This is a genomic window from Salipiger mucosus DSM 16094 (assembly GCF_000442255.1).
GTDB classification, from domain to species: domain Bacteria; phylum Pseudomonadota; class Alphaproteobacteria; order Rhodobacterales; family Rhodobacteraceae; genus Salipiger; species Salipiger mucosus.
In genome coordinates, this window is the sequence record NZ_KE557276.1 from 33,211 (window position 1) to 58,320 (window position 25,110).

Below are 25,110 nucleotides of genomic sequence, written 5' to 3' on the forward strand. Positions count from 1 at the left end.
GGACAGAGGGATGTCGAGCAGGCTCCCGCAAATCACCGACCGGCGCCGCCTCACTGGAGGACGGTGTCTGCTGACGTCTTGTGTGCGTCCGGGCATTGTCCGCAATATCTCGCGGTGTCGGCGAAATCCCGCGACCGGTGGGGCCGATTCACCCATATTTTGCGGCGAATCCTCGTTTTTCGCGTGACCCAATGCTAAGATCTCGGTAATCATTGGCCCTAACAGGCGCAGGACAGGCGTTCAGCAAGTCTAAAAAAGCAGGCGGACAACACATGGCACTCAATCTCTCCATGCCCGGACAGGAAGAGCTCAAGCCCCGGATCACGGTCTTCGGCGTGGGGGGCGCAGGCGGTAACGCGGTCAACAACATGATCGAGAAGGCGCTCGAGGGCGTCGACTTCGTGACCGCCAACACCGACGCGCAGGCGCTCCAGCAGTCCATGTCGCAGAACAAGGTGCAACTCGGCGTGAAGGTGACCGAGGGGCTGGGCGCGGGCGCCCGGGCCTCCGTCGGCGCCGCAGCGGCCGAGGAGAGCATCGAGCAGATCGTCGATCACCTCGCGGGCGCGCACATGTGCTTCATCACCGCCGGCATGGGTGGCGGCACCGGCACCGGCGCCGCGCCGATCATCGCGCAGGCCGCGCGTGAGCTGGGCGTGCTGACCGTGGGCGTCGTGACCAAGCCGTTCCAGTTCGAGGGCGGCAAGCGGATGCGCCAGGCCGAGGACGGTGTGGATGCACTGCAGAAGGTCGTCGACACGCTCATCATCATTCCGAACCAGAACCTGTTCCGGCTCGCCAACGAGAAGACCACCTTCACTGAGGCCTTCAGCCTCGCGGACGACGTGCTTTACCAGGGCGTGAAGGGCGTGACGGACCTGATGGTGCGTCCGGGCCTCATCAACCTCGACTTCGCCGACGTGCGCGCGGTGATGGACGAGATGGGCAAGGCCATGATGGGCACCGGCGAGGCCGAGGGCGAGGATCGCGCCGTGCAGGCGGCCGAGAAGGCCATAGCGAACCCGCTGCTCGACGAGATCAGCCTCAAGGGCGCCAAGGGCGTGCTCATCAACATCACCGGGGGGCACGACCTCACGCTGTTCGAGCTGGACGAGGCCGCCAACCGCATCCGCGAGGAAGTGGACGCCGACGCCAACATCATCGTGGGCTCGACGCTCGACGACACCATGGACGGCATGATGCGCGTCTCGGTGGTCGCCACCGGCATCGACGCCTCGAACGTGCAGCACGACGTGCCGCTGCCGCGCCGCTCGCTGGCGCAGCCGCTCAAGCCCACCGCCGAGGTGGTCGAGGAGACGCCGGCGCACGCGCCGCATCCGCAGTCCGAGCCGCAGCCCGTCGTGGCCGAAACCCCGGCACCGCAGGCCCAGCCGCAGCAGGCGCCCGCCGCTGCCCGCGCCCCCGAGCCGCAGTACGAAGAGGACGAACCCTCGCTCTTCGGGTCGATGAGCGGCGAGTATGGCGACCAGTCCTACGACGTGGTCGAGGAAGAGCCTGCGCAGGACGACGACGGTCTGCCGCCGCCGGCCTACCGCCCGCAGGTGGCGCAGTTCCAGCCGCAGTCCGGTTCGCTCGATGCCGACCCCGAGGAATTCGTGGCCCCGCGCCCGCAGCAAGCCGGTCAGCCCTCGCAGGAGACCATGGCCCGCCTTCAGGCCGCAGCCGCGCGCAGCCGTCACCAGGCGGCCCCCGGCACGCAGTCGCGCGCCGCGCAGCAGCCGCAGTCCTCGCAGCAGCAGCCCGCCGCGCAGCGCGGTGCCGAGGGCGAGCGTTCGCGCTTCGGGATCAACTCGCTGATCAACCGGATGACCGGGCACGGCCACGAGGGGGGGCAGCAGCCTCAGCCGGCGCCGCGCCGCCAGCAGCCGCCGGTGTCTTCGCAGGCCCCCGCGCCGGTGCACGACACCGAAGAGGAGCCGGATCAGGATCGGATCGAGATCCCGGCCTTCCTGCGCCGCCAGGCCAACTGAGCCCGAGCGACATCGCAGTCATGCAAGCAGGCGTCCCGTCCGGGGCGCCTGTTCGCGTTTCAAAGGCGCGGTCGGGACACCGTCTAGGCCGGGCCGGGGCCTGCGTTCGCGGCGTCAGACGCTGTCACAACCTGTCACGAAAAGCCCTCACCGGTGTTGCAACCGGTCACGGATTACCCACGCCGGTCGCTCGAACGGGACGTGGATAAGTCTATATTTTTCGTTATGAAACAAAGTTTTGCGTTGCGTTCCGCAGACTCCGGCGTGCATCCGCCCAAAGCGGTTCGAGGATGTTTCAGACGGACACATTGTTTGATTTGAGAGCGTGGGGGGGCGACTGTATCTCCCGGATCAAAGGAACAGCCACACTCTAAAGCCGTTCCGTGACCCGAGGTATTCGCCATGCAAACCACGATCCGCAGCGCTATCACGTTCCAGGGTGTCGGTCTGCATTCGGGCCGTCCGGCCCGCCTGACCATTCGCCCGGCTTCGGCCGAGCACGGCATCTGGTTCAAGCGCACCGACATCCGGCTCGGCGACACGCTGGTCCCGGCGCGCTGGGACGCGGTCGAGATCACGCCGCTCTGCACCCGCATCGTGAACCGCGCCGGCGCGCAGGTTTCGACGATCGAGCACGTCATGGCCGCGCTCGCCGGCTGCGGCGTGCACAACGCGCTGGTCGAGATCGACGGCCCCGAGGTTCCGATCCTCGATGGCTCCGCGGCGCCCTTCGTCCGCGGGATCCTGTCGCGCGGCGTGCGGGCGCTGACCGCGCCGGTGCGCGCGATCGAGGTGCTTGAGCCCGTCGAGGTGACCACCGCCGCCGGCTGGGCGCGCCTGTCGCCCGCGCGGCCGGGGCAGGGGCTCACCATGCAGTTCCACATCGACTTCCCCGATGCGGCCATCGGCACGCAGGACAAGGGGCTGAACCTGGCCAACGGCGCCTTCGTGCGCGAGCTCTGCGACAGCCGCACCTTCTGCCGCCAGTCGGACGTGGACACGATGCAGGCCAACGGTCTCGCCCTCGGCGGCACCTACGAGAACGCCGTCGTGGTCGACGGCGACCAGGTGCTCTCGCCCGGCGGGCTGCGCCATGCCGACGAGGCCGTGCGCCACAAGATGCTCGACGCCCTTGGCGATCTCTACACCGCCGGCGCGCCGATCCTGGGCCACTACGAGGGCCACAAGGCCGGCCACGCGATCACCAACATGCTGCTGCAGGAACTCTTCGCCAAGCCGGGCGCCTTCCGCCTGCGAGCCTGCGACGACATCACCGCCGCGCAGCTGCCGGGCGTCGGCGTGGCGCGCGAAGAAATCCCGGCGGTCGCCTGAGCGAGACGGCCCTGGCAAAACCCCCGTTAAGGCGTTTTGCACCGGAATTTTCTGTGCTAGGACCATGCCACGCCCCGGCCAACGGGGCGGCGCAAGGAAGATGAGGACACGCGGGCATGGCAGGCGGCGGATCGCGGAAGCTTGTGATCGGAATGGCGCTTTCCGGGCTGGTCGCCCTGGCGGCCTGCGGTGCGCAGGAGCGCGAGGGCTTCGGCCCGACGGGCGCCCCGCTCGAGACCTACACGGCTCAGCAGATTTTCGAACGCGGCGAGTACGAACTCGATCAGAGCGACAACGAGCAGGCGGCCTACTACTTCGGCGAGGTCGAACGGCTCTATCCCTATTCGGAGTGGGCCAAGCGGTCTCTGATCATGCAGGCCTATGCCCACCACCTCGACAAGGACTACGAGAACAGCCGCGCCTCGGCGCAGCGTTACATCGACTTCTACCCGACCGATGACGACGCCGCCTACGCGCAGTACCTTCTCGCGCTCAGCTACTACGACCAGATCGAGGAAGTGGGCCGCGACCAGGGCCTGACCTTCCAGGCGCTGCAGGCGCTGCGCACGGTGATCGAGCGTTATCCCGAGAGCGAATACGCGCGGTCGTCGATTCTCAAGTTCGACCTGGCCTTCGACCATCTCGCGGGCAAGGAAATGGAGGTCGGCCGCTACTACCTGAAGCGGCAGCACTACGGCGCGGCGATCAACCGCTTCCGTGTCGTGGTCGAGGACTTCCAGACCACCACCCACACCCCCGAGGCGCTGCACCGACTGGTCGAGGGTTACCTGTCGCTGGGCCTCACCGACGAGGCGCAGACCGCCGGCGCGATCCTGGGTTACAACTACCAGGGCACCGAGTGGTACCAGGACAGCTACGACCTGCTGACCGGCGCCGGGCTCGAGATGAAGGCGCGCGGCGACAACTGGCTGGCGCGGATCTATCGCCAGATGGTGAAGGGCGAGTGGCTATAGGAGGCGGCGGGGTCCGGCCCCGCCCGACGGAACATGCTGCGCGCGCTTGAAATCCGGGACATGCTGATCATCGAACGGCTGGATCTTGCCTTCCAGCCGGGCCTCAACGTGCTCACCGGCGAGACGGGGGCGGGCAAGTCGATCCTGCTCGACAGCCTGGGCTTCGTGCTGGGCTGGCGCGGTCGCGCCGAGCTGGTGCGCGGCGGCGCGAAACAGGGCGAGGTGACGGCGGTCTTCGAGCTCTCGCAGGGCCACGCGGCGCGTGATGTGCTGGAGGAGGCGGGCCTGCCCGTTGCCGACGAGCTGATCCTGCGCCGGGTCAACACCGCCGACGGGCGCAAGACGGGCTGGGTCAACGACCGCCGCGCCAGCGGCGAGGTGCTGCGTCGTCTCTCCGAGACACTGGTGGAACTGCACGGCCAGCACGACGATCGCGGGCTGCTGAACCCGGCCGGGCACCGTGCCATCCTCGACGCCTACGCCGATCTTGGCACCGGACTGGAGGCCACCCGCGCAGCCTGGGCCGAGCGCCGCGTTGCGCGCAAGCGCCTGGCCGAGGCCGAGGCGGCGCTCGAGGCGGTCCGCGCCGAGGAAGAGTTCCTGCGCCACGCCGTCGACGAGCTGACCAAGCTTGACCCGCAGCCCGAGGAGGAGGCCGCGCTCGATGTCGCGCGCCGCCGCATGCAGGGCGCCGAGCGCATCCGCGAGGACATCGCCCGCGCCTCAGAGGCCCTGGGCTACGACGGTGCCGAGGGCGCCATGGCGAACGCGCTGCGCTGGCTCGAGGGGGCCGCGGAGAAGGCCGAGGGGCGTCTCGATGCGGGCATGGCGGCGCTGACCCGCGCCATGGCCGAACTGGACGAGGCTGGCCGCGAGGTGGCCGACGCGCTGGACTCGCTCGAGTTCGACCCGCGCGAGCTGGAAGAGACCGAGGAGCGGCTCTTCGCGATCCGCGCTCTGGCCCGCAAGCACCAGGTGCTGCCCGACGAGTTGCCGGAACTGGCGCAGACACTGGGCGGACGGCTCGAGGCGCTTGACCGGGGCGCGGACGAGATCGAGGGGTTGAGCCGCGCGGTGAAGGACGCGGACAGTGCCTACGACGCTGCCGCAGAGGCTCTGAGCACGGCCCGCGCCGAGGCGGCGGCGCGGCTCGACGCGGCGGTCTCGGGCGAGCTTGCCCCGCTCAAGATGGAACGCGCGGTCTTCCGGACCGAGATCACCGAGGGCGAGCCGGGCCCGGAGGGCCGCGATGCCGTGGCCTTCACCGTGGCGACGAACCCCGGCGCGCCGGCAGGGGCGCTGAACCGCATCGCCTCCGGCGGCGAGCTGTCGCGCTTTTTGCTGGCGCTGAAAGTGTGCCTCTCGGAAGAGCGCAATCGCGGCGTGACGATGATCTTCGACGAGATCGACCGCGGCGTCGGCGGGGCCACCGCCGACGCGGTGGGCCGGCGGCTGGCCTCGCTCGCGCAGGGCGGGCAGGTGCTGGTGGTGACCCACTCGCCGCAGGTGGCCGCGCTCGGGGCGCATCACTGGCGCGTGGAGAAGCGGGTCGAGGACGACGCGACGCTCTCGACCGTGGTGCCGCTCGATCCGGGCGCCCGCGAGGGCGAGATCGCGCGGATGCTCTCGGGCGACACCGTGACGGAAGAGGCCCGCGCCGCGGCACGGGCCTTGTTGGCGGGCTAGGCGCCAAATTCCTTCCCAAGGAATTTTCTAAAATTCCTGCGCGTCAGTCCTGCGGCACGAGCTTGCCCGGGTTCATGATGTTCTGCGGATCGAGCGCGCGCTTGATCTGGCCCATGACCTCCCAGCCCAGGCCGTGCTCGGCTTCCATGTAGGGGGTCTTGCCCATGCCCACGCCATGCTCGCCGGTGCTGGTGCCACCAAGCCGCAGGGCGCGCTCGGCCATGCGGTGGGACAGGCGTTTCGCCGCCTCCAGTTCCGCCGGCTGCCCGGGATCGACCAGCAGCACCGCGTGGAAGTTGCCGTCGCCGACATGGCCCAGGATCGGCCCAGGCAGGATGCTTTGCGCGATGTCGGCCTGCGTCTCCTCGACCGCTTGGGCGAGCCGCGAGATCGGCACGCAGATGTCGGTGACAAGCGCGCGGCAGCCTTTCCGCAGCGCGAGCACCGCGTAATAGGCGTTGTGCCGCATGGCCCAGAGCGCGCGGCGCTCCTCCTCGCGGGTCGACCAGCGGAAGGGCGAGGCGCCGTGATCGGCCACGATCTCGCCGAAGCGCTCGGCATCCTGCGCGACGCTCTCGGGAGAGCCGTGAAATTCGACCATGAGATGAGGCGCCTCCGTCATCTCGACCCCGGCATAGGCATTGAAGGCGCGCGCCGTCGCCTCGTCGACGAACTCGATCCGGGCCATGGGAATGCCCATCTGGATCGTTTCCATCACCGCGGTCACCGCCGCGTCCATGTCCGGAAAGGCGCAGATGCCGGCGCTGCTGGCCTCGGGCACGCCGTGCAGCTTGAGCGTGAGTTCGGTCACCAGTCCCAGCGTGCCCTCGGACCCCACGAAGAGCCCGGTGAGATCGTAGCCCGCCGCGCTCTTTCTGGCGCGGCTGCCGGTGCGGATCACACGGCCATCAGCCAGCACCGCCTGCAGCCCGAGGATATTGTCGCGCATCGTGCCGTAGCGGACCGTCGTGGTGCCCGAAGCGCGGGTCGCGGCCATGCCGCCGATCGAGGCGTTCGCGCCGGGATCGACCGGGAAGAACAGGCCCGTGGCGCGCAACTCCTCGTTCAGGGACTCGCGCGTGACGCCGGGCTGCACCGTCACGTCCATGTCTGCGCCGCGGATCTCGAGCACCTTGTTCATGCGGGTGAAGTCCACGACCACGCCGCCCCTCACGGCCAGTCCGTGCCCTTCGAGCGAGGTGCCGGCGCCCCAGCCCACCACCGGGCAGCCGTGCTGCGCGCAGATCTCGACGAGCGTCTGCACCTCGGCCGCGCTTTCGGGGTAGGCCACCGCGTCCGGTGGCGTGAGCGGAAAATGGGATTCCGAGCGGCCGTGCGCGTCCAGTTCCGGCTTGGACCGGGTGAGCCGTTCGCCTAGGAACGTTGACAAGGCGTCGAGCGCCTGCGGGATGGACATGACTTCCTCCGGATAAGACCGCAGGCGATCCTACCGATGCCGTGCCCGGTGTTAAAGGATGGCGCTATGCTATCGCATATTAGGAAACAATCTCGCGAAACTCGTGATCTTTGTGCACGAGGATGGGACCTGTTGTACCACCGCGGCCCCGGGCAGGTTTCCTTCTGGTTCATCGCGCTGACGGTCGGCCTGGCCTCCGGGCTGGCGGCGATCCTTTTCCGGTTCGCGGTCGAGCGGTTGCAGGCCACCGTCTACGCCCACGAGGACGTCAACACGCTTGCGAGTTTCGCCCAGACACTGCCATGGTTCTGGGTCCTGATGATCCCCGCCATCGGTGGCGGGATCGTGGGGCTGATCCTGCAAAGGGCCACGCCGGACGGGCGTCTGCGCTCGGTCGCCGACGTGATCGAGGGCGCGGCGCTGAACGATGGCCGCGTCGAGAAGAAGGCGGGCATGGCCTCGGCGGTCTGTTCCTGGATCACGCTCTCGACCGGAGGCTCGACGGGGCGCGAGGGGCCGGTCGTGCATATCGCGGCGATGATTGCATCCTGGGTCTCGAACCGGCTGGCCGTCGATGGAATCACCGGCCGCGATCTTCTGGGGTGCGCGGTGGCCGCCGCGGTTTCGGCGAGCTTCAACGCGCCCATCGCCGGCGCGCTCTTCGGGCTCGAGGTCGTGCTGCGGCATTTCGCGCTGCATGCCTTCGCGCCCATCGTGGTGGCCAGTGCCGCCGGCACGGTGGTCAACCGTCTGGCCTACGGCGATGTGACCGAGTTCGTGCTTCCGGGAACCACGACGGTCGAATTCTACCTCGAACTGCCGGCCTTCTTCCTGCTGGGGCTGGTCTGCGGCCTGGTGGCTGTGCTGACGATGAAGGCCATCTTCTTCGCCGACAACACCGGAACAGTGATTCAGCGCCGTCTCTCGCTGCCGCACTGGCTGCGCCCGGCGGTGGCCGGCCTGCTGCTGGGGGCCGTGGCCATCGCCTTTCCGCACATCATCGGCGTCGGCTACGAGACGACCTCGCGCGCGCTCTCGGGCGATCTCGCGCTCGGGCAGGCGCTGGCCTTTGCGGTGGTCAAGGTGGCGGCCCTCTCGATCACCATGGCCGGCCGCATGGGCGGCGGGGTGTTCTCACCCTCGCTGATGGTGGGCGCGCTGACGGGCCTCGTCTTCGGCCACATCGCCACGGGCCTTTTCCCCGAGGTCTCCTCGGCCTTCACGCTTTATGCTCTTGCCGGCATGGGCGCGGTCGCCGCGGCGGTGCTCGGTGCGCCGATCTCGACCACGCTCATCGTCTTCGAGATGACCGGGGACTGGCAGACCGGCCTAGCGGTGATGGTTTCGGTCTCGATGTCCACCGCGCTGGCCTCGCGGCTGGTGGACCGCAGCTTCTTCCTGTCGCAACTCGAGAACCGGAACGTGCACCTCGCCGCCGGGCCGCAAGCCTACCTGTTGGCGATGTTCCGGGTGCAGGGGGTGATGCGCAAGCCGACCGACAAGGGCGCTGCGGACGAGGCGGCCTGCCATCGCATGATCGAGCAGGGGCTCTTCGTAAAGGCCTCGGCAACGCTGGAAACGGCCCTGCCGCGCTTCGAGAAATCGGGCGTCGCCTACCTGCCGGTCGTGACCCTGGAGGGCGAGGACCAGACGCCCGTGCTGCAGGGCGCGCTGTTCCACGTCGACGCGCTCAAGGCCTACAACCGTGCCCTCGCCGCGACGGCGGCCGAGGAACACAGCTGAGGCCCGAGGCCTGAGGTCGGGCAGGCCTCAGACCTGCTCGACGGTCACCCCGTCCTGCACGTAGAAGGCAAGATGGTCCTTGATCTCGGCCACGTCGTCCGAGGGCTCCTCGTAGGACCAGACGGCGGCCTTGTAGGTCTTGCTGCGCGAGACGATGTCGAAGTAGTTTGCATCGCCCTTGTACTGGCAGGTCGTGCGGTAGTCCGAGGGCTCGAGGAAGGCCATCGCCACGTCCGAGCGCGGGAAGTAGATGACCGCGGGCAGCTCGCCCTCGCTGAGTTCCAGCGCCTTGGTGCTTTCGGCGATGACGGCGCCGCCGACGCGGACAACCCAGGTGCCCGTGGCGGGGCGGATGGTGATGTGTTTCAGCATGTTGCGTCTCTCCCGCGGTTTCCCGCATCATATATCAGTCACATTGCGACAGTCCTGTGTCACGGCCCCCATGCGGCAATCGGGCGCCCCTTGCGGCGTGGTCAGAGAGGGGCGCAAGCCGCCTCGAGCCAGGCCCGGTCCTGTGGCTCGAGCAGCGGGGCCACTCTCTCCAGCACGCGGGCGTGGTAGTCGTCGATCCAGCGCCGCTCCGGCTCGCTGAGCAGGGACGGCAGGATCAGCCGCCGGTCGATGGGCACCCAGGTCAGCGTCTCGAAGCAGAGCATCCGCGCCACGGTCTGCCCTGGCAGGGCAGGCGCTTCTGAGACCGCGATCAGGTTCTCGATGCGGATACCATAGGCGCCCTCGCGATAGAAGCCCGGTTCGTTCGACACGATCATGCCCGGCCGCAGCGGCACCGTGCCGGTGCGCGCGATGCGCTGCGGGCCCTCGTGCACGCTGAGGTAGGCGCCCACGCCGTGCCCGGTGCCGTGTCCGTAGTCGAGTCCCGCTTCCCAGAGCGCGGCGCGCGCCAGCACGTCGATGTCGCGCCCGGCCAGCCCCTCGGGCCAGCGCAGGCGCGAGAGCGCGACCATGCCCTTGAGCACGCGGGTGAAGGCCGCGCGGGTCTCCTCGTCGACGAGCTCCGGGTCGCCCACGGCCATGGTGCGGGTGATGTCGGTCGTGCCGTCGGCATACTGGCCGCCGGAGTCCACCAGCAGAAGCTCGCCCGCCTGCACCTTGCGGTCGGTGCTTTCGGTCACGCGGTAGTGCACGATGGCACCGTGCGGCCCTGAGCCCGCGATGGTCTCGAAGGAGATGTCGCGCAGCATGTTGCTGGCGGCGCGCTCGGCCTCGAGCCGGCGCACCACGTCGATCTCCGAAAAGTCGCCCGGCGCCTGCGCATCGACCCAGGCCAGGAAGCGCACCATGGCGGCGGCGTCGCGCAGGTGCGCGGCGCGGCTGCCCTCCAGCTCGGCGTCGTTCTTGCAGGCCTTGGGCAGCAGGCAGGGGTCCTCGGCCTCGATCACCTCGGCACGGTCGAGCGAGTCCAGCACCGCCACGGGGCAACTCGCCGGATCGATCTGCACCGGCCCCCCGAGCGTGGCCAGCGCCGCCACGAAGCCCTCGGGCGGCAGCACCGAGACACGGCTGCCCAGGTGGTCGCCCAGCTCGGCCAGCTTCTCGCGTGCCATGAAGAGCTCGACCGAGCCGTCGCGGTTCAGCAGCGCGAAGCCGTGCGGCACCGGGTTGCGCGGGATGTCCGAGCCGCGGATGTTGAGCAGCCAGGCGATGCTGTCGGGCAGGGTCAGCACGCAGGCCTCGGCGGGGCCGAGCCCTCCGGCCAACCGCGCGATCTTGTCCTCGTGCGCCTCGCCCGCGAACTCGGGGGGATGCGCACGCACCGTGCCCATCGGAGGCGCGGGCTGGTCGGCCCAGATCCGGTCGACGAGGTTCTCGCAGGCCACCACCTCGACCCCGTCCAGCCCCTCGCGCAGCCGGCGCATCTGGTCGACGGAGAAGAGCCAGGGGTCGACCCCCACGCGCCCGCCGCCGGGCAGCGCCTCGGCGATCCAGGCGGCGAGCCCGGTCTCGGGCCAGTCCACCGGCGTGAAGACATCCGCCACCTGCGCCTTGACCTGTACACGGTAGCGGCCATCGACAAAGACCCCGGCGCGGTCGGTCAGCGCCACGCAATAGCCCGCCGAGCCGGTGAAGCCGGTCAGCCAGGCCAGCCGCTCGTCGTGCGGCGCCACGTATTCGCCCTGGTGCGCGTCGGCGCGGGGCACGATGAACCCGTCGAGGCCCTCGCGCGCCAGTTCGGCGCGCAACGCCTCCAGCCGCGCGGGCCCCTGGTCCGGGCGTGCCGTCTCTTCGAAGCTCTGGAACATGCCGCTCTCCTCGTTGCGGGTGGACCCTAACAGCCAGACCGCGGCGCGCCACATCTTCCTGCGCCGCGAGGGCCGCCGGGTCCTTCATCTTTCCTTGAAATACGCCGGGGGAATTTGCGCCGCAGGCGCAAAGGGGGCAGCGCCCCGACACCCGCGGCCGAAGGCCGCGCCGGTCGGACCGGCAGGGCCGGTCCGAAACCCGTCTCAGGAGGCGCGCTTGATCCCCATGACCCGCGCCCGGGCCCGCGGGTCGCTGTCGAAGAGCGCCGCGAGCTGCTCGGTGATTGCTCCGGCCAGCTGTTCGACGTCGGTGATCGTCACCGCGCGGTCGTAGTAGCGGGTGACATCGTGGCCGATGCCGATGGCCAGCAACTCGACCTGCTTCTTGCGCTCGACCATGGCGATCACGTCGCGCAGGTGCTTCTCGAGGTAGTTGGCCGGGTTCACCGAGAGCGTCGAGTCGTCCACCGGCGCGCCGTCCGAGATCACCATCAGGATCTTGCGCGCCTCCGGCCGGCCCGCCATGCGGCGATGGGCCCATTCCAGCGCCTCGCCGTCGATGTTCTCCTTCAGCAGGCCTTCCTTCATCATCAGCCCGAGGTTGTCGCGCACCCGCCGCCAGGGCGAATCGGCGCGCTTGTAGATGATGTGCCGCAGGTCGTTCAGGCGCCCGGGCTGTTGCTCGCGCCCCGCGTTCAGCCAGGCCTCGCGCGCCATGCCGCCCTTCCAGGCGCGGGTGGTGAAGCCCAGGATCTCGACCTTCACGTTGCAGCGCTCGAGCGTGCGCGCCAGCACGTCGGCGCAGATCGCGGCGATCGAGATCGGCCGTCCGCGCATCGAGCCGGAGTTGTCCAGCAGCAGCGTCACGACGGTGTCGCGGAACTCCATGTCCTTCTCGACCTTGAAGCTCAGCGGCGTCGTCGGGTTGGCCACCACGCGCGCGAGACGCCCGGCGTCGAGGATGCCTTCCTCTCGGTCGAACTCCCAGCTGCGGTTCTGCTGGGCCTGAAGCCGGCGCTGCAGCTTGTTCGCCAGCCGCGAGACCGCGCCCTTGAGCGGGTCGAGCTGCTGGTCGAGATAGGCGCGCAGGCGCTCCAGCTCGGCGGCTTCGGCCAGCTCCTCGGCGGGGATCTCCTCGTCGTGGCTGCTGTCGTAGACGCGGTAATCCGGGTCGGCCTCCGAGACCGGCGGGGCGGGCGGCTCCATCGGTGCCTCGCCCTCGGGCATCTCGGTCTCTTCGCCCATCTCCTGGTCGGCGAGCTCGTCCATCGAGACCTGCGCCTGCGTCTCGTCCTGGGTCTGCTCCTGGCTCTGCTCGGGCGAGGCTTCGACCTGGTCCTCGTCCTCGCCTTCGTCGCCGGTCGAGTCCGGCTCTTCCTCGTCGCTGCCCTCGGGCTCGGCCTCGTCCTGCTGGTCGTCGTCGAGCTGGTCGGGATCGTCGCCCAGCTGGTCGCCGTAGCCGAGGTCGGTAATCACCTGACGGGCGAATTTCGCAAAGGCCGACTGGTCGGCGAGGTTGGCCTCGAGCCCCTCCAGCGTGCCGCCGGCCTGGTCGTCGATGAAGCCGCGCCACAGGTCCAGCACGTGTGCCGCGTCGGGCGGCAGCTGGCGCCCGGTGGCGAGCTGGCGGATCATGTAGCCCGCGGCGACGGGCAGGGGGGCCTCGTTGGCCTGGGTGATCTGGCCGTAGCCGCGCTTGGCCGCCTCGGCGCCGATCTTGGCGTCGATGTTGCCCGCGGTGCCCGGCATGTCGCGGGCGCCCATGGCCTCGCAGCGGGCGGTCTCCATCGCCTCGTAGAGCTCGCGCGCCATCTCGCCCGGCGGGACGTAGCGGGCGTGGGTGCTCGCGTCGTGGTAACGGCGGTGCAGCGCCAGCGCGTCGGCGGTGCCGCGCGCCAGCAGCACCTCGTCGTGCGACATCCGGCGCGAGACCTGCGGCAGGCGCATGATGTCGCCCGAAACGCCGGCCGGGTCGACCGAGTAGTTGACCGTGAGGTCCGAGTCGTCGGCCATGACTTTGGTGGCCTCGGCCAGCGCCTTCTTGAAGGGATCTGCGGGGTTGTCGTCGTTACGCGCCATGGCACAGGTTTCGCGCCGCACGGCCCGATTGGCAAGGGGCAATCCGGTGTCTGGCCCCCCTTCGTACGAGGGGATTTCGCCTCAGCGGGTCAACAGGCCGTGGCAGGCGCGCAGGTGGCGCATCGCCGTGGCCCGTGCCATCCGGGCGCGGCGGGGATCCTCGTCGTAGCTGGCGGTGTTCAGAAGCCGTGCCTGCGCCCGGGCGGCCCGGCTGCGCGCCAGCAGAAAGCGCCGGGCCAGTGCGCCGTCGTCATCGGCCCTGGCGATGAGGTCGCTGCGCGTCGCGTCGAGCAGGGCGCGCATCCAGTCGCGCCGCATCTCGGCCGCGTCGTGGCGGGGATCCCGGCGCATCCGGTCATGCTGGGCCATGGCCGCGAACCGCCCGGTGCAGACGGCGTATTCCGTCGCGATCCCGGCCCGATCATCGCGCGCCGCGCTGCCGGACCGGGGAAACGCGGCAAGGCAGAGAAGCAGGGCGAGGGGCAGGAGGTATCGCATGGCGCCATGCTGCGCGCGGCAGGGTTACCAGTCGGTAACGCGACCGCGCGGAATGACGCGCATTCTAACGAAAGGGCGGTGTCAGGGATGGCCCGGTGCGGGCAGCAGGCCCTCGCAGCGCCCCGACTTGCGCTCCACGATGTCGCGGCTCTGCGCGTCGCTGCCCATGGCGCGGCGGTGCAGCAGGCGGTAGTCGGCGGTGCGCTTCGCCTCGATGCCTGCGATGTCCTGCGCCGACATCCCGGCCGCGCCAGCGATGTCGCGAAACTCCTGCGCAAGCGCGCGGGTCGTGTCCGGCGAGATGTCCAGCTGCGGGTTGCGCTCGAAAACCTGCGCCGCACCGGCCCAGAAGGCGGCGCAATCGGCGACATCCTCGGCCTGATCCGAAGATGCAGGGGCGGCGGACATCAGGACGAATACCGCCGCCGCGATGCGCATCTTACGACAGCGTGATGTTGGCCGCGCTCTCGGGAAGTTCCTCGTCGAAGCAGCGCTGGTAGAACTCGGCCACGGTCTGACGCTCGAGCTCGTCGCACTTGTTGAGGAAGCTCACGCGGAAGGCGTAGCCGATGTTGCGGAAGATCTCGGTGTTGGTCGCCCAGGCGATCACCGTGCGCGGCGACATCACCGTCGACAGCTCGCCGTTCATGAAGGCGCGGCGGGTGAAATCGGCCACCGTCACCATCTGGCGGACGGTCTTGCGGCCCTTCTCGGTGTTGTAGTGCGGCGCCTTGGACAGGACGATGCTCGTCTCGGCGTCGATGCTGAGGTAGTTCAGCGTCGCCACCAGCGACCAGCGGTCCATCTGGCCCTGGTTGATCTGCTGGGTGCCGTGGTAGAGGCCCGTCGTGTCGCCGAGGCCAACCGTGTTGGCCGTGGCGAAGATGCGGAAGTGCTTGTGCGGGGTGATGACCTCGTTCTGGTCCAGAAGGGTCAGCTTGCCGTCCGTCTCAAGCACCCGCTGGATCACGAACATCACGTCCGCGCGGCCGGCGTCGTATTCGTCGAAGACGATGGCGGTCGGGTTGCGCAGGGCCCAGGGCAGGATGCCTTCCTGGAACTGCGTGACCTGCTTGCCGTCCACCAGCTTGATCGCGTCCTTGCCGATCAGGTCGATCCGGCTGATGTGGCTGTCGAGGTTCACGCGAACGCAGGGCCAATTGAGCCGCGCCGCCACCTGTTCGATGTGCGTCGATTTGCCGGTGCCGTGGTAACCCTGAATCATCACGCGACGGTTGTTGCGGAAGCCCGCGAGGATCGCCAGCGTCGTGTCGGGGTCGAACTTGTAGGTCGAATCCAGGTCCGGCACCCGGTCGGTGCGGTCCGGGAAGCCATGGACGATCATGTCCGTGTCGATGCCGAACACCTCGCGAACCTCGATTTCCTCGGTCGGTTTCGCGTTAGGGTCGATCATGCCGTCCGCCATCTTGCAGCCTCTGTCCGCTCTCGTGAAAGGTTGAGCACGTTCGTGCACCATATCCCCGGCAAGGGCAAGGGGACCCCGCTGCAACAGCCCAAAGGGCGTTCCGCGATTGGGTTTGCCGGGGGCCACCTGCCGCTATAGGTTGCCACCAGTGGTTCAATTTCCAGGCAGCGCTCACCAGTGACTTCCCCCCAGGCCGAGATCGAAGACCTGATCGCGCGCATTGCCATGGGCGACCGCGCGGCCTTTCGACTCCTCTATGAGCGCACGTCCGCGAAACTCTTCGGTGTCTGCCTGCGTGTCTTGGATGACAGGGCGCTGGCCGAAGAAGCGTTGCAGGACGTGTTCATGAAGATCTGGCACCGCGCCGGACAATATCGGGTCAACGGTTTCTCGCCGATGACCTGGCTGATCACGTTGGCGCGCAACGCCGCCGTTGACCGCCGGCGCCGTCGCGACGCGGGCGGCCGCGCGGCCGGCGCTCCGATCGACGCCGCCGACCTGGTGGCCGACCCGGCGCCTGGCCCCGCGCAGCAGGTGCAGGCGCGCTCCGAGGCGCAGGCCCTGGCCGACTGCATGGCCGAGCTGCCGGGCGACCGTGCAGAGATGGTGCGCCGCGCCTATCTCGAGGGCGTCACATATGCCGAGCTTGCCTCCTCGACGGGGACCAAGCTCAATACCGTCCGCACCTGGCTGCGCCGCAGCCTGTTGCAACTGAGGGAGTGCCTGAGCCGATGAGCGGGCCCGACGACAGCGATCTTCCCGGCGGCTGGGATGCCGCGGCGGCGGAGTACGTCCTGGGCCTGCTGCCCGAGGACGAGGTGCGCGTCTTCGAGGCCCGGCTCGCGCAGGACCGCGAGCTGCGGCAGGACGTGCAGGCCTGGGAAGAGTATTTCGCGACGCTGACCGACCCGGTCCCCGAGGTGGCGCCGCCGCCGCAGGTGCTGCGCCGGGTCGAGGCGGCGCTCTTCGGTCGCGCTCGCAAACCGCTCTGGCAGCAGGTGATGCCCTACCTGCTGGGCGCGGTCGCGGCGGCGGCCATCGCCTGGGCGGCCGTCTTCTCGGGGCTGCTGTCGCTCGACACCGAACCCCATCTCTACGCCGAACTGCAATCCGGCGAGCGGGGCCTCGAGCTGCTGGCGCACTGGGCGCCGGACAGCGAGACCTTCATGGTGCGCCGAGACGCGGGCGATCTGCCGGCCGAGCGGTCGCTCGAGATCTGGCTCATTCCGGGGCCCGAGGCTGCGCCGATCTCGCTTGGCCTGATCGTCGAGGACCAGCTCACCTCGATCCCCGTGCCGGACGAGATCGCCGCCCTGATGCCGGGCGCCACGGTCGCGATCTCCGAAGAGCCGTCGGGCGGCTCGCCCACGGGCGCGCCCACCGGTCCGATCCTCGATACCGGGCAGCTCGCGGAGCGCTGAAGCGTCACGTTGGACTGCTGGCGCTGCCACGGGATGGAGCAGCCCGGGGGCCGTCGCCTTGCGGTTCGCGAGCGCGAGCAGGACCGGGGGCGGCAGAGAAATGTCGGCCGGGTTCCAGAGCGTCTGGTTCGCGCTGAGCACGTCCTTCTCCGAATTGCACTTGGAGCGTCCTCGACGGAGGCGGGTGTCTGCGTGATCAACACCAGCCTGGTTCGCCGCTGCGATAAGGAAGTCATTGCACTTGATGCATCCCCTCGGATTGAGGCGGATCTGAAAAGCCGGCGGATCACGTGTCCGTGATGCATGGTGAGAATTTTGTGAGAAAAAATCTGAAACTCCGTGCTGTCTCCCTCCGTGGCTACGCATGACCTCGCCGCAACGGCGGGGAAGAGGAGGATGGACCAGATGACACGCTTCACGCTCATGACCATTGCCGCCACGGCCGTGGCCGCGCTCGCAACCCCGGCGCTGGCGCAGGACAACCCCATGGTCGGCGGTGCCGCCATGTACCCGGATCGCACCATCGTCGAGAATGCCGTCAACTCGGCCGATCACGAGACGCTGGTGGCCGCGGTCAAGCAGGCCGACCTTGTCGAGACCCTGAGCGGCGAAGGGCCCTTCACCGTCTTTGCGCCCACCGACGCGGCCTTCGACCGGATCTCGGACGACAGCTTGTCGCAGCTCATGATGGACCAGCACAAGGGCCAGCTGGCGCAGATCCTGACCTGCCACGTGGTCGCCACCAGCGCCATGTCCGATGCCATCGCGGGCATGATCGCCGATGACGGCGGCATGCACCCGGTGCCCACCGTGGGCGGGTGCACCCTGCAGGCGAAGATGTCGGGCGGCACGATCACGCTCACCGACGAGCGCGGGCGCAGTGCCGACGTCACTATCGCGGACGTGCGCCAGTCGAACGGCGTGATCCACGTGATCGACCGGGTCCTCTTGCCCGCCATGTAATCACCGGATGCCCGGCCGGGACCGTCCCATGTCCCGGTCCGGGTACCTGCGCCGATGCCGCGGGGGCCGCGTATCCCCATCGTTTCAAGGCTCTCGCGCAATCGTGCGCAGCCCCCGGCTTGTCCACAACGGGCCGGGGGCACATTTTTTCCTCAGCCGAGGAGGACCGATCATGACACGACGAGGATTTCTTGCCGTCACCGCCGCGATGCTTGGGGGCGGGGCGCTTGCCACCCGCAGCGGCGGCGCGGATGCCGCCGAAAACTTCGAGGTGACGCGCAGCGAAGAGGAGTGGCGCGCGATGCTCACCGACCTCGAGTACAAGGTGATGCGCGAAGAGGGCACCGAACGCGCCTTCACTTCGCCGCTCAACGACGAGAAGCGCGAGGGCACCTTCCTGTGCAAGGGCTGCGACCAGGAGCTCTATGCCTCGGACACCAAGTTCGACAGCGGAACCGGCTGGCCATCGTTCTACGAGCCGCTCCCGGACGCGGTCGAGACCAAGCCCGACCGGTCGCTCTTCATGGTGCGGACCGAGGTGCACTGCGACCGCTGCGGCTCGCACCTGGGGCACATCTTCGACGACGGACCGCCACCGACCGGCAAGCGGCATTGCATCAACGGGGTGTCGCTGACCTTCCGGCCGGCTTCGGCCTGAGGGGCGACAGACGAGACTGCGGAATGGGCGGTGCCGGAGACGGGCCGCCCGTTTTTGGTGACGATGTCCAGAAGGGGTACGCCCGGCATTATCCCTGCCGCCGAACGAGAAAAGGCCTGCGCGTCCAGGGGATCGACGCACAGGCCCTTGGTCCGTGAGTGCCTGACACAGGGAAGCGCAGTAGCACGCCAGCGTCTAATTCCGCCGACACTCAATTGTTAGCACAACCTATACGGTTTCGTCCAAGCTAATTTTCGCGCCCGCGCAGAAAGCCGCGCAGAGGCGGGTCAGACCGGCGGATCGCCGCCTCACTTGAAGTTGCGGCTGTCCTTGATCTGGTCCCAGGCCCAGACGACCTCCTGCAGCCGCTCTTCCTGGCTGCGGTCGCCGCCATTCATGTCCGGGTGCAGCACCTTGATGAGCGCCTTGTAGGCCTTGCGGACCTCGGCCTTGGTCTCGGCCTTCTCGACCTCGAGGATCTCGACCGCGCGCTTCTCGGTCGGGGGCAGGCGCCGGCCGCCGCCCTGGCCGTTACGTCCCGGGTTGCGGGTGGCGTTCTCGCCCAGGACCTGGTGCGCGTCCTCGATCCCAAGCCGCGCCCAGGCGCGCTGCTCGGGGTCGCGGAAGTCCTTGGTGCGGCGCTCCCAGACCTTGTCCGAGGTGGCCTGCGCGTTCATCTCCGCCTCGGTCTTGCCGTCGAAGAAACTCCACTTGGCGTTGTATTCGCGGACGTGGTCCTTGCAGAACCAGTAGAAGTCATCCAGCACGTCAGGCGCCTTCGGGGCGCGGAACTTGCCCGGCCGGTCGCAGCCCTCGTGGTCGCAGATGCGCGTGGAGGTTTCCTGTTCGCCCGACATGCCGCGGCGGCCGCGCGGATTCTTCTTCTTGGCCGACTTGATCGACATGTCGAATCCGAAGGGATCTGTTCTGCTCATAGTCTCACCTTTTCGACTCGGACGCGGAAGTCTAGACCATCGGCATCCAGTTGAAACAGGCCCGGAGGCAAAAAATGTCCCGCACCACGCAAATAGAAACACGTCTGCGCGACGCCTTCGCGCCACGCGAATTGGACGTTCGGGACGACAGCGAACGCCATCGCGGACACGCGGGTTTCCAGGAGGGCGGGGAAAGCCATTACCATGTGCGCATCCGGTCCGAGGCCTTCAAGGGCCAGACCCGGATTGCCCGCCATCGCGCCGTGCACCAGGCGCTTGGCGCGGAGCTCGTGGGCGCGATCCACGCGCTGTCGCTCGATCTGGGCGAGTGAGCGGGCGCTTCAGTCGGCGCGCAGCCGCTTGGCACGCTCCACGAAGGCCGAGGGCACCGTCTCGCGGTCATCGGCCCTGAGCGCGGCGTCGCGCGGATCGTGCGGCGCCGGGGCCTCGGGCATGCCGGTCTCGGCCTGCGCGGGCGCCTCTGCGGCCGTTTCCTGCGGCGTGTCGGGCTGCGGCTCCGGCTCTGCGTCGCCGGTGGTCATCGGCGGCATGACCGCGGCGGGTTGACCGCCCACGGCGCGGCGGAAGATCAGCAGGTTGCGCCAGACGGTATGGCTCGACGCAAGGCCGCTGCGCTCTTCGGAGGGGAGGGTCTCGGCGCGCTGGTACTCCCAGCCCTCGAGCGCCATCTCGTTCATGAGCGCCTCGAGCGTATGGGCAAAGCGCTCTTCCGCGCCCTTGACGCCCTTGGCCTTCCCGCCCTTCGAGGGCGCGGCGACGACCCGGTATTCATAGGTTTGCATGGCTGGGATTCCCTGGCTCTGGCCGCAACCCGACATCGGATAGTGAAGCCGAACCGACAAGTAAAGGCCGGGGGACGGAGATGGCCGCCCCCCGGCGCTCGCTGTAGAAATGGCGTGGCAGTATCGCTGTCTGTATGCACTTTTCCCTGCGGCCGATCTGTCCTGACCGCGGTCACGGGCCACTCACGATACCCGTGAGCAAAGTGTTACCGTAGCGTTAACTTGGCAACGAGTGGGGGATTCCTTACGTTGCGTTCCCCCGGCCAGCGGGGTTCAGAGCCCCAGCTTCTGGCTGACGATCTGGTTTACCGCCTTGGGGTTCGCCTTGCCGCCGGTGGCCTTCATGACCTGGCCCACGAACCAGCCTGCAAGCTTCGGATTCTGCTTGGCTTTTTCCACCTGCGCGGGGTTGGCGGCGATGATCTCGTCGACCGCGGACTCGATTGCGCCGGTGTCGGTCACCTGCTTCATGCCGCGCTCTTCGACGATCTTCTCGGGGTCTCCGCCCTCGGTGTAGACGATCTCGAAGAGGTCCTTGGCGATCTTGCCCGAGATGGCGTCGGACTTGATCAGGCGGATGATCCCCGCGAGCTGCGCCGGCGAGACCGGGCTCTCGGTGATGTCGTGGTCTTCCTTGTTCAGCCGGCCGAAGAGTTCGTTGATGACCCAATTGGCGGCGAGCTTGCCGTCGCCCGCGCTGCCTGCGACTTCCTCGAAGTAGGCGGCATTGGCAACCTCGGCGGTCAGCACGCCGGCGTCATATTCCGACAGGCCGAAGTCCTTGACGAAGCGCGATTTCTTCTCGTCGGGCAGTTCGGGCAGGTTGGCGCCGATCTCGTCCACCCAGGCCTGTTCCAACTCGAGCGGAAGCAGGTCGGGGTCGGGGAAATAACGGTAGTCGTGCGCCTCTTCCTTGGAGCGCATCGAGCGCGTCTCGCCCTTGTCGGGATCGTAGAGGCGGGTCTCCTGCTCGACGCTGCCGCCGGCCTCGAGGATCGCGATCTGGCGGCGCGCCTCGTGGTCGATGGCCTGCTGGATGAAGCGCATGGAGTTCATGTTCTTGATCTCGCAGCGGGTGCCGAGGTGCGAGAAGTCCTGCGTCTCCATGTACCGCTCGTACGCCCCTGGCGTACAGACCGACACGTTCACGTCGGCGCGCAGGTTGCCGTTCTGCATGTTGCCGTCGCAGGTGCCGAGGTACCGCAGGATCTGGCGCAGTTTGGCGATGTAGGCGGCGGCCTCCTCGGGGCCGCGGATGTCAGGGCGCGAGACGATCTCCATCAGCGCGACACCCGTGCGGTTGAGGTCGACGAAGGACATGGTCGGGTCCATGTCGTGGATCGACTTGCCGGCGTCCTGCTCGATGTGGATGCGCTCGATCCGGACGCGGCGCGCGATGCCGGGCTCCATGTCGACGATGACCTCGCCCTCGCCCACGATGGGGTGGTAGAGCTGGCTGATCTGGTAGCCCTGCGGCAGGTCGGGGTAGAAGTAGTTCTTCCGGTCGAAGGCCGACTTCAGGTTGATCTCCGCCTTGAGCCCAAGACCCGTGCGAACCGCCTGCTCGACGCAGAACTCGTTGATGACGGGCAGCATGCCCGGCATGGCCGCGTCCACGAAGGAGACGTTCGAGTTGGGCTCGGCGCCGAACTGGGTCGAGGCGCCCGAGAAGAGCTTGGCGCGAGAGGCGACCTGGGCATGGACCTCCATGCCGATCACCAGCTCCCAGTCGTGCTTGGCGCCCGCGATCACCTTGGGCTTGGGCGGCTCGTAGGTCAGGTCCAGCATGTCACGGCTCCTTGAAAGGTCGGAGCGGTTCTAAGTCAGCCGCTGCGCACGGGCAAGAGGCCCTGCCGCGAAGTTTGCGCGACGGCCGCAATGCGGTAGGAATGGGGGCGCTTTGCCAGTTCGCATCGATTTCCCGGAGGTCCGCAGATGCCCACCGTTTCAGACTACACCGCGCTTGTATCCGGCAGCAGCTGGACCGCCGAGCAGGGCGTGCCCACGGTGCTCACCTATTCCTTCGACACGGTGCCTGCAGAGTACCTGTCCGAGCGCTCGGACCACACCGAGGATTTCCTCGACAGTTTCGAGGCCTTCAACGATGCGCAGAAGGCCACCACGCGCGGCGCCTTCGAGATGTGGGCCGACGCCAGCGGGCTCGTCTTCGTCGAGGTCGCGGCGGGGACGGGGGACATCCGGCTGGGCAACTACAACTTCGGCTATCGCGACGGGTACTCGACCTCGGACGGTTACGCCTATTATCCGGGCCGGGGTGTCACGGCCTGGTCGTCCTACGAGTCGGAGATCGCCGGCGACGTCTTCATCGACATCGGCGAGATGGCCTCGATGGCGACGACCCTGATCCTGCACGAGATCGGCCATGCGCTGGGGCTCAAGCACCCCGGCAGCGGAGATCCCACGCTGGAATCGGGCTATTTCGACGAGCGCTACACGATCATGCTGCCGCGGGTCGATTACGGGGTCATGACCCTCGGCACCTTCGACGCCGAGGCGGTGGCGGCGATCTACGGCACGGGTGCGTCGCAGCCGGGCGCGTCGGGCTGGCGCGGGTTCACCGTCGACGCTGCGGCGATGGAGGCGCGCCAGGTCTGGGGCGACGCGGGCTCGGAGATCGTCGGCAGCAGCCTGCACGACCTGGTCCGCGCGGGCGGGGGCGACGACCTCGTGGCCGGCTTCGGCGGCGACGACACGCTGCAGGGCGAAGGCGGCGCCGACACGCTGTGGGGCGACGCGGGCGACGACCTGCTTCAGGGCGGCCCGGGCGCCGATCTGCTGCGCGGCCACGAGGGCGACGATCGGCTGGAGGGCGGCGCCGATGCCGACACCCTCGAGGGCGACGAAGGCAACGACACGCTGGATGGCGGCGCGGGCGACGACACGCTTCGGGGCAACGAGGGCGCCGACCTGCTGATGGGTCGTGGACGGCGACGACACGCTCTACGGGGACGAGGGCGCCGACAAGCTGGATGGCGGCGACGGTGCCGACGTGCTGAGCGGCGCAGGCGGGGACGACCTCGTGCAGGGCGGCGCGGGCAACGACACGCTCCGGGGCGACGAGGGGGCCGATACGCTCGAGGGCGGTGCGGGCGCCGACTACCTGATGGGCGAGGGTGGTGACGACGTGATGCGCGGCGGTGCGGGCGAGGACACCCTCGAGGGCGGCGCGGGCACCAACACCTACGAGGGCGGTGCCGGGGCTGATTATTTCTACGGCTGGGAGGGCATCGACACGGTGGTCTTCGCCGGCGCGGAGGGGCGCGTTCTGGTCGACCTTTCCCGGGACGTGGGCAGCGCGGACTACGCGCGCTTCTTCGTCGAGGGCGCGCCCGAGGGCGATGTCTTCAGCGAGATCGAGCATGCCACGGGCGGCCGTTTCTCGGACAACCTGCGCGGCGAGGGCGGCGGCAACGTGCTGGAGGGCGGCGCGGGCTGGGACCGGCTCTATGGCCGCGCGGGCGACGACACGCTGTCGGGCGGTGGTGGGTCGGACGCGATCTACGGCAACCTCGGCGCAGACACCATGAGCGGCGGGGATCAGGCGCAGCGCGATCGCTACATCTACTTCAGCGCGGCCGAGAGCGGCGTGGGCGCGGGGGCGCGTGACGTCATCACCGACTTCCAGCCCGGCTTCGACCGGATCGAGATCAGCCGGCTGGATGCCGACACCGTGACCGGCGGCAAGCAGGCCTTCGACTTCGTCGGCACGGCAGCCTTCAGCGGCACCGCGGGCGAGCTGCGCTATGGCCAGGAGGCGGAGGTGACGCTGGTTCAGGCCGATCTCGACGGCGACGGGGCCGCGGATTTCGAGATCGAGCTTTCCGGCCTGCGCACGCTCTCCGAGGACAACTTCCTGATCTGAAGTCCGCGGCGGTTCAGACCGCGGCCCGGGTGCCCGGCGGCTGGGCCTGCGGGCCGCCCGTCGTGTCGGGGGTGGTGGGCGCGGGACCCTGTTCGGTGTGGACTCCGCGCGCGTCGATCACGACCGTCGCCCCGCGCGCCAGTTGCGGGGCGAAGTGTTCGGCCAGCGTCGAGAGCGCCCGCACCCGGCCCCGGCGCAGCGCGGCGGCGGGGTCGGTCGCGCCGGTCCGCGGGCGGGCGCGGGCCCAGATCGCGGGATGCACCTCGCGCAGGTGGTCGGCGACGATCCAGCCGAAACAGCCCGCGATGCGCGCCCTTGCCGAGCCGCGTTCCGCCGTGCCCGAGAGCGAGAGCCCGCAGTAGGCGGCGATGACGTTCGCGGTGTGCTGGTCGGGGCGGCACTCGAGGATGTCGTGCAGGGCCTCGGCGAAGAACTCGGACTCGACGTGCTCGAAGCCGGCCGGGTCGGCGGCGAGCGCGTCGAACCAGACCCAGGCATAGGCGCCCGTGCCCCAGACGTCGGCGGTGCGCCCGGCGGTGCGGCGGGCCTCGTGGTCGAGCCGCTCCCAGCTGCCGAAGCGGGAGGGCGCGAGGTCGCGGCCGAGCGCGCGCATGTGGTCGGGGCAGGCGGGGTCGAGGTCGATGAGGTCCTCGTAGTCGTCGGCCAGGCGGGCCGCCGCGCGGGGCTGCCGCTCGAGCAGGTGGCAGCGCAGGGCTGCCAGCATGGGCGAATCCTCTTCCAGCGGGTCGAAGCGGTCGAGCAGGCGGTCGGCGCTCTCGAGGTGTAGGGCTCGGGCGTCGCGGCGCAGCGCCGAGGGCTCGGGCGCGCCGGGGCGGCCGGCCCAGGCCCTTGCGACGCACAGATGCGCCGTGGCGAGGACGAGCGCGCCGGGCAGACCCGTTTCGGCCTCGTCGACGGCATCGCCCAGCTCGTAGAGGATGCCGCGCACGGCGGCGGGATCGCCCCGCTCGACCGCGGCGCGTGCGCTGTCGAGCGCGTCGGACTGCGCGCCCTCGGCCAGCAGCTGCGCCGCTGGCCGG

21 protein-coding genes and 3 pseudogenes are annotated in these 25,110 nt (G+C 69.0%); 13 read left to right on the plus strand and 11 right to left on the minus strand.

Annotation, left to right across the window (positions count from 1 at the left end; translation table 11 throughout):
* The first annotated feature begins 272 nt into the window (after positions 1 to 272).
* The 4 genes from ftsZ (at position 273) to recN (ending at position 5,983) form a co-directional block, all read left to right on the plus strand.
* Positions 273 to 1,991, plus strand: coding sequence for a cell division protein FtsZ (ftsZ, locus tag SALMUC_RS12115; protein WP_020042207.1), 1,719 nt, complete (start codon positions 273 to 275; stop codon positions 1,989 to 1,991).
* Between the two features lie 402 nt (positions 1,992 to 2,393).
* Complete coding sequence (gene lpxC / locus SALMUC_RS12120) at positions 2,394 to 3,323, plus strand: UDP-3-O-acyl-N-acetylglucosamine deacetylase (RefSeq protein WP_020042208.1); 930 nt, start codon at positions 2,394 to 2,396, stop codon at positions 3,321 to 3,323.
* 116 nt (positions 3,324 to 3,439) lie between these two features.
* Entirely contained in the window at positions 3,440 to 4,297 is an 858-nt protein-coding gene (locus tag SALMUC_RS12125; protein ID WP_020042209.1) for an outer membrane protein assembly factor BamD, read from the plus strand.
* Between the two features lie 33 nt (positions 4,298 to 4,330).
* The gene (gene recN, locus SALMUC_RS12130) at positions 4,331 to 5,983 is read left to right on the plus strand and encodes a DNA repair protein RecN (protein ID WP_020042210.1); all 1,653 of its coding nucleotides are present in this window, start codon (positions 4,331 to 4,333) and stop codon (positions 5,981 to 5,983) included.
* A 43-nt stretch (positions 5,984 to 6,026) separates the two neighbouring features.
* Here the strand turns inward: recN and SALMUC_RS12135 are convergent, their stop codons facing one another.
* On the minus strand, positions 6,027 to 7,400 hold the full coding sequence (locus tag SALMUC_RS12135) for an FAD-binding oxidoreductase (RefSeq protein ID WP_020042211.1): 1,374 nt from the start codon (positions 7,398 to 7,400) through the stop codon (positions 6,027 to 6,029).
* A gap of 66 nt (positions 7,401 to 7,466) precedes the next feature.
* On the opposite strand from SALMUC_RS12135, the gene SALMUC_RS12140 reads away from it, so the two are divergent.
* Positions 7,467 to 9,143 carry a chloride channel protein gene (locus tag SALMUC_RS12140; protein WP_021120302.1) on the plus strand — a complete coding sequence of 559 codons (1,677 nt, stop codon included), beginning with the start codon at positions 7,467 to 7,469 and terminating at the stop codon, positions 9,141 to 9,143.
* Positions 9,144 to 9,170: 27 nt separating this feature from the next.
* Here SALMUC_RS12140 and SALMUC_RS12145 read toward each other — a convergent pair whose 3' ends face one another.
* The 6 genes from SALMUC_RS12145 to cobS form a co-directional block, all read right to left on the minus strand.
* Positions 9,171 to 9,515, minus strand: a complete 345-nt coding sequence (locus SALMUC_RS12145) for a DUF427 domain-containing protein (RefSeq protein ID WP_020042213.1) — start codon at positions 9,513 to 9,515, stop codon at positions 9,171 to 9,173.
* 101 nt (positions 9,516 to 9,616) lie between these two features.
* A complete protein-coding gene (locus SALMUC_RS12150) occupies positions 9,617 to 11,404 on the minus strand; it encodes an aminopeptidase P family protein (protein WP_021120303.1) in 1,788 nt (595 codons plus the stop codon).
* Positions 11,405 to 11,608: 204 nt separating this feature from the next.
* The gene (gene cobT / locus SALMUC_RS12155; RefSeq protein ID WP_020042215.1) at positions 11,609 to 13,483 is read right to left on the minus strand and encodes a cobaltochelatase subunit CobT; all 1,875 of its coding nucleotides are present in this window, start codon (positions 13,481 to 13,483) and stop codon (positions 11,609 to 11,611) included.
* 81 nt (positions 13,484 to 13,564) lie between these two features.
* On the minus strand, positions 13,565 to 13,981 hold the full coding sequence (locus SALMUC_RS12160) for a hypothetical protein (protein ID WP_020042216.1): 417 nt from the start codon (positions 13,979 to 13,981) through the stop codon (positions 13,565 to 13,567).
* A gap of 81 nt (positions 13,982 to 14,062) precedes the next feature.
* Positions 14,063 to 14,389: a hypothetical protein gene (locus SALMUC_RS12165; protein WP_198014580.1), complete on the minus strand. Its 327-nt coding sequence runs from the start codon at positions 14,387 to 14,389 to the stop codon at positions 14,063 to 14,065.
* Positions 14,390 to 14,420: 31 nt separating this feature from the next.
* Complete coding sequence (gene cobS, locus SALMUC_RS12170) at positions 14,421 to 15,407, minus strand: cobaltochelatase subunit CobS (RefSeq protein ID WP_020042218.1); 987 nt, start codon at positions 15,405 to 15,407, stop codon at positions 14,421 to 14,423.
* 177 nt (positions 15,408 to 15,584) lie between these two features.
* Here cobS and SALMUC_RS12175 point away from each other — a divergent pair, with 177 nt between their 5' ends.
* From SALMUC_RS12175 to msrB, 4 genes are all read left to right on the plus strand, one after another.
* On the plus strand, positions 15,585 to 16,142 hold the full coding sequence (locus tag SALMUC_RS12175; protein WP_020042219.1) for a sigma-70 family RNA polymerase sigma factor: 558 nt from the start codon (positions 15,585 to 15,587) through the stop codon (positions 16,140 to 16,142).
* Positions 16,139 to 16,828: an anti-sigma factor gene (locus tag SALMUC_RS12180; RefSeq protein ID WP_020042220.1), complete on the plus strand. Its 690-nt coding sequence runs from the start codon at positions 16,139 to 16,141 to the stop codon at positions 16,826 to 16,828. Before SALMUC_RS12175 ends, SALMUC_RS12180 begins: the two co-directional genes overlap by 4 nt.
* A 396-nt stretch (positions 16,829 to 17,224) precedes the next feature.
* Positions 17,225 to 17,791 (plus strand): fasciclin domain-containing protein, encoded by a 567-nt coding sequence (locus SALMUC_RS12185; RefSeq protein WP_020042221.1) that lies wholly within the window; start codon positions 17,225 to 17,227, stop codon positions 17,789 to 17,791.
* Positions 17,792 to 17,963: 172 nt separating this feature from the next.
* Positions 17,964 to 18,449 (plus strand): peptide-methionine (R)-S-oxide reductase MsrB, encoded by a 486-nt coding sequence (gene msrB / locus SALMUC_RS12190; RefSeq protein ID WP_021120304.1) that lies wholly within the window; start codon positions 17,964 to 17,966, stop codon positions 18,447 to 18,449.
* A 308-nt stretch (positions 18,450 to 18,757) separates the two neighbouring features.
* Here the strand turns inward: msrB and SALMUC_RS12195 are convergent, their stop codons facing one another.
* The gene (locus SALMUC_RS12195) at positions 18,758 to 19,384 is read right to left on the minus strand and encodes a DnaJ domain-containing protein (RefSeq protein ID WP_020042223.1); all 627 of its coding nucleotides are present in this window, start codon (positions 19,382 to 19,384) and stop codon (positions 18,758 to 18,760) included.
* A 74-nt stretch (positions 19,385 to 19,458) separates the two neighbouring features.
* On the opposite strand from SALMUC_RS12195, the gene SALMUC_RS12200 reads away from it, so the two are divergent.
* Positions 19,459 to 19,716, plus strand: coding sequence for a BolA family protein (locus tag SALMUC_RS12200; RefSeq protein ID WP_021120305.1), 258 nt, complete (start codon positions 19,459 to 19,461; stop codon positions 19,714 to 19,716).
* Positions 19,717 to 19,725: 9 nt separating this feature from the next.
* Here the strand turns inward: SALMUC_RS12200 and SALMUC_RS31080 are convergent, their stop codons facing one another.
* Both SALMUC_RS31080 and gatB read right to left on the minus strand, forming a co-directional pair.
* Positions 19,726 to 20,187, minus strand: a complete 462-nt coding sequence (locus tag SALMUC_RS31080; protein WP_020042226.1) for a hypothetical protein — start codon at positions 20,185 to 20,187, stop codon at positions 19,726 to 19,728.
* Between the two features lie 273 nt (positions 20,188 to 20,460).
* Entirely contained in the window at positions 20,461 to 21,975 is a 1,515-nt protein-coding gene (gene gatB / locus SALMUC_RS12210) for an Asp-tRNA(Asn)/Glu-tRNA(Gln) amidotransferase subunit GatB (protein ID WP_020042227.1), read from the minus strand.
* Between the two features lie 351 nt (positions 21,976 to 22,326).
* Between gatB and SALMUC_RS31085 the strand changes: the two are divergent.
* From SALMUC_RS31085 to SALMUC_RS12220, 3 genes and pseudogenes are all read left to right on the plus strand, one after another.
* A pseudogene (locus SALMUC_RS31085) lies at positions 22,327 to 23,088 on the plus strand (matrixin family metalloprotease); the annotation flags it as partial.
* Positions 23,089 to 23,128: 40 nt separating this feature from the next.
* Positions 23,129 to 23,182 (plus strand): annotated as a pseudogene (locus tag SALMUC_RS31090) (hypothetical protein); the annotation flags it as partial.
* 45 nt (positions 23,183 to 23,227) lie between these two features.
* Positions 23,228 to 24,070, plus strand: coding sequence for a calcium-binding protein (locus SALMUC_RS12220; RefSeq protein WP_037371860.1), 843 nt, complete (start codon positions 23,228 to 23,230; stop codon positions 24,068 to 24,070).
* Positions 24,071 to 24,083: 13 nt separating this feature from the next.
* Here the strand turns inward: SALMUC_RS12220 and SALMUC_RS12225 are convergent.
* Positions 24,084 to 25,110: pseudogene (locus SALMUC_RS12225) on the minus strand (hypothetical protein); the annotation flags it as partial.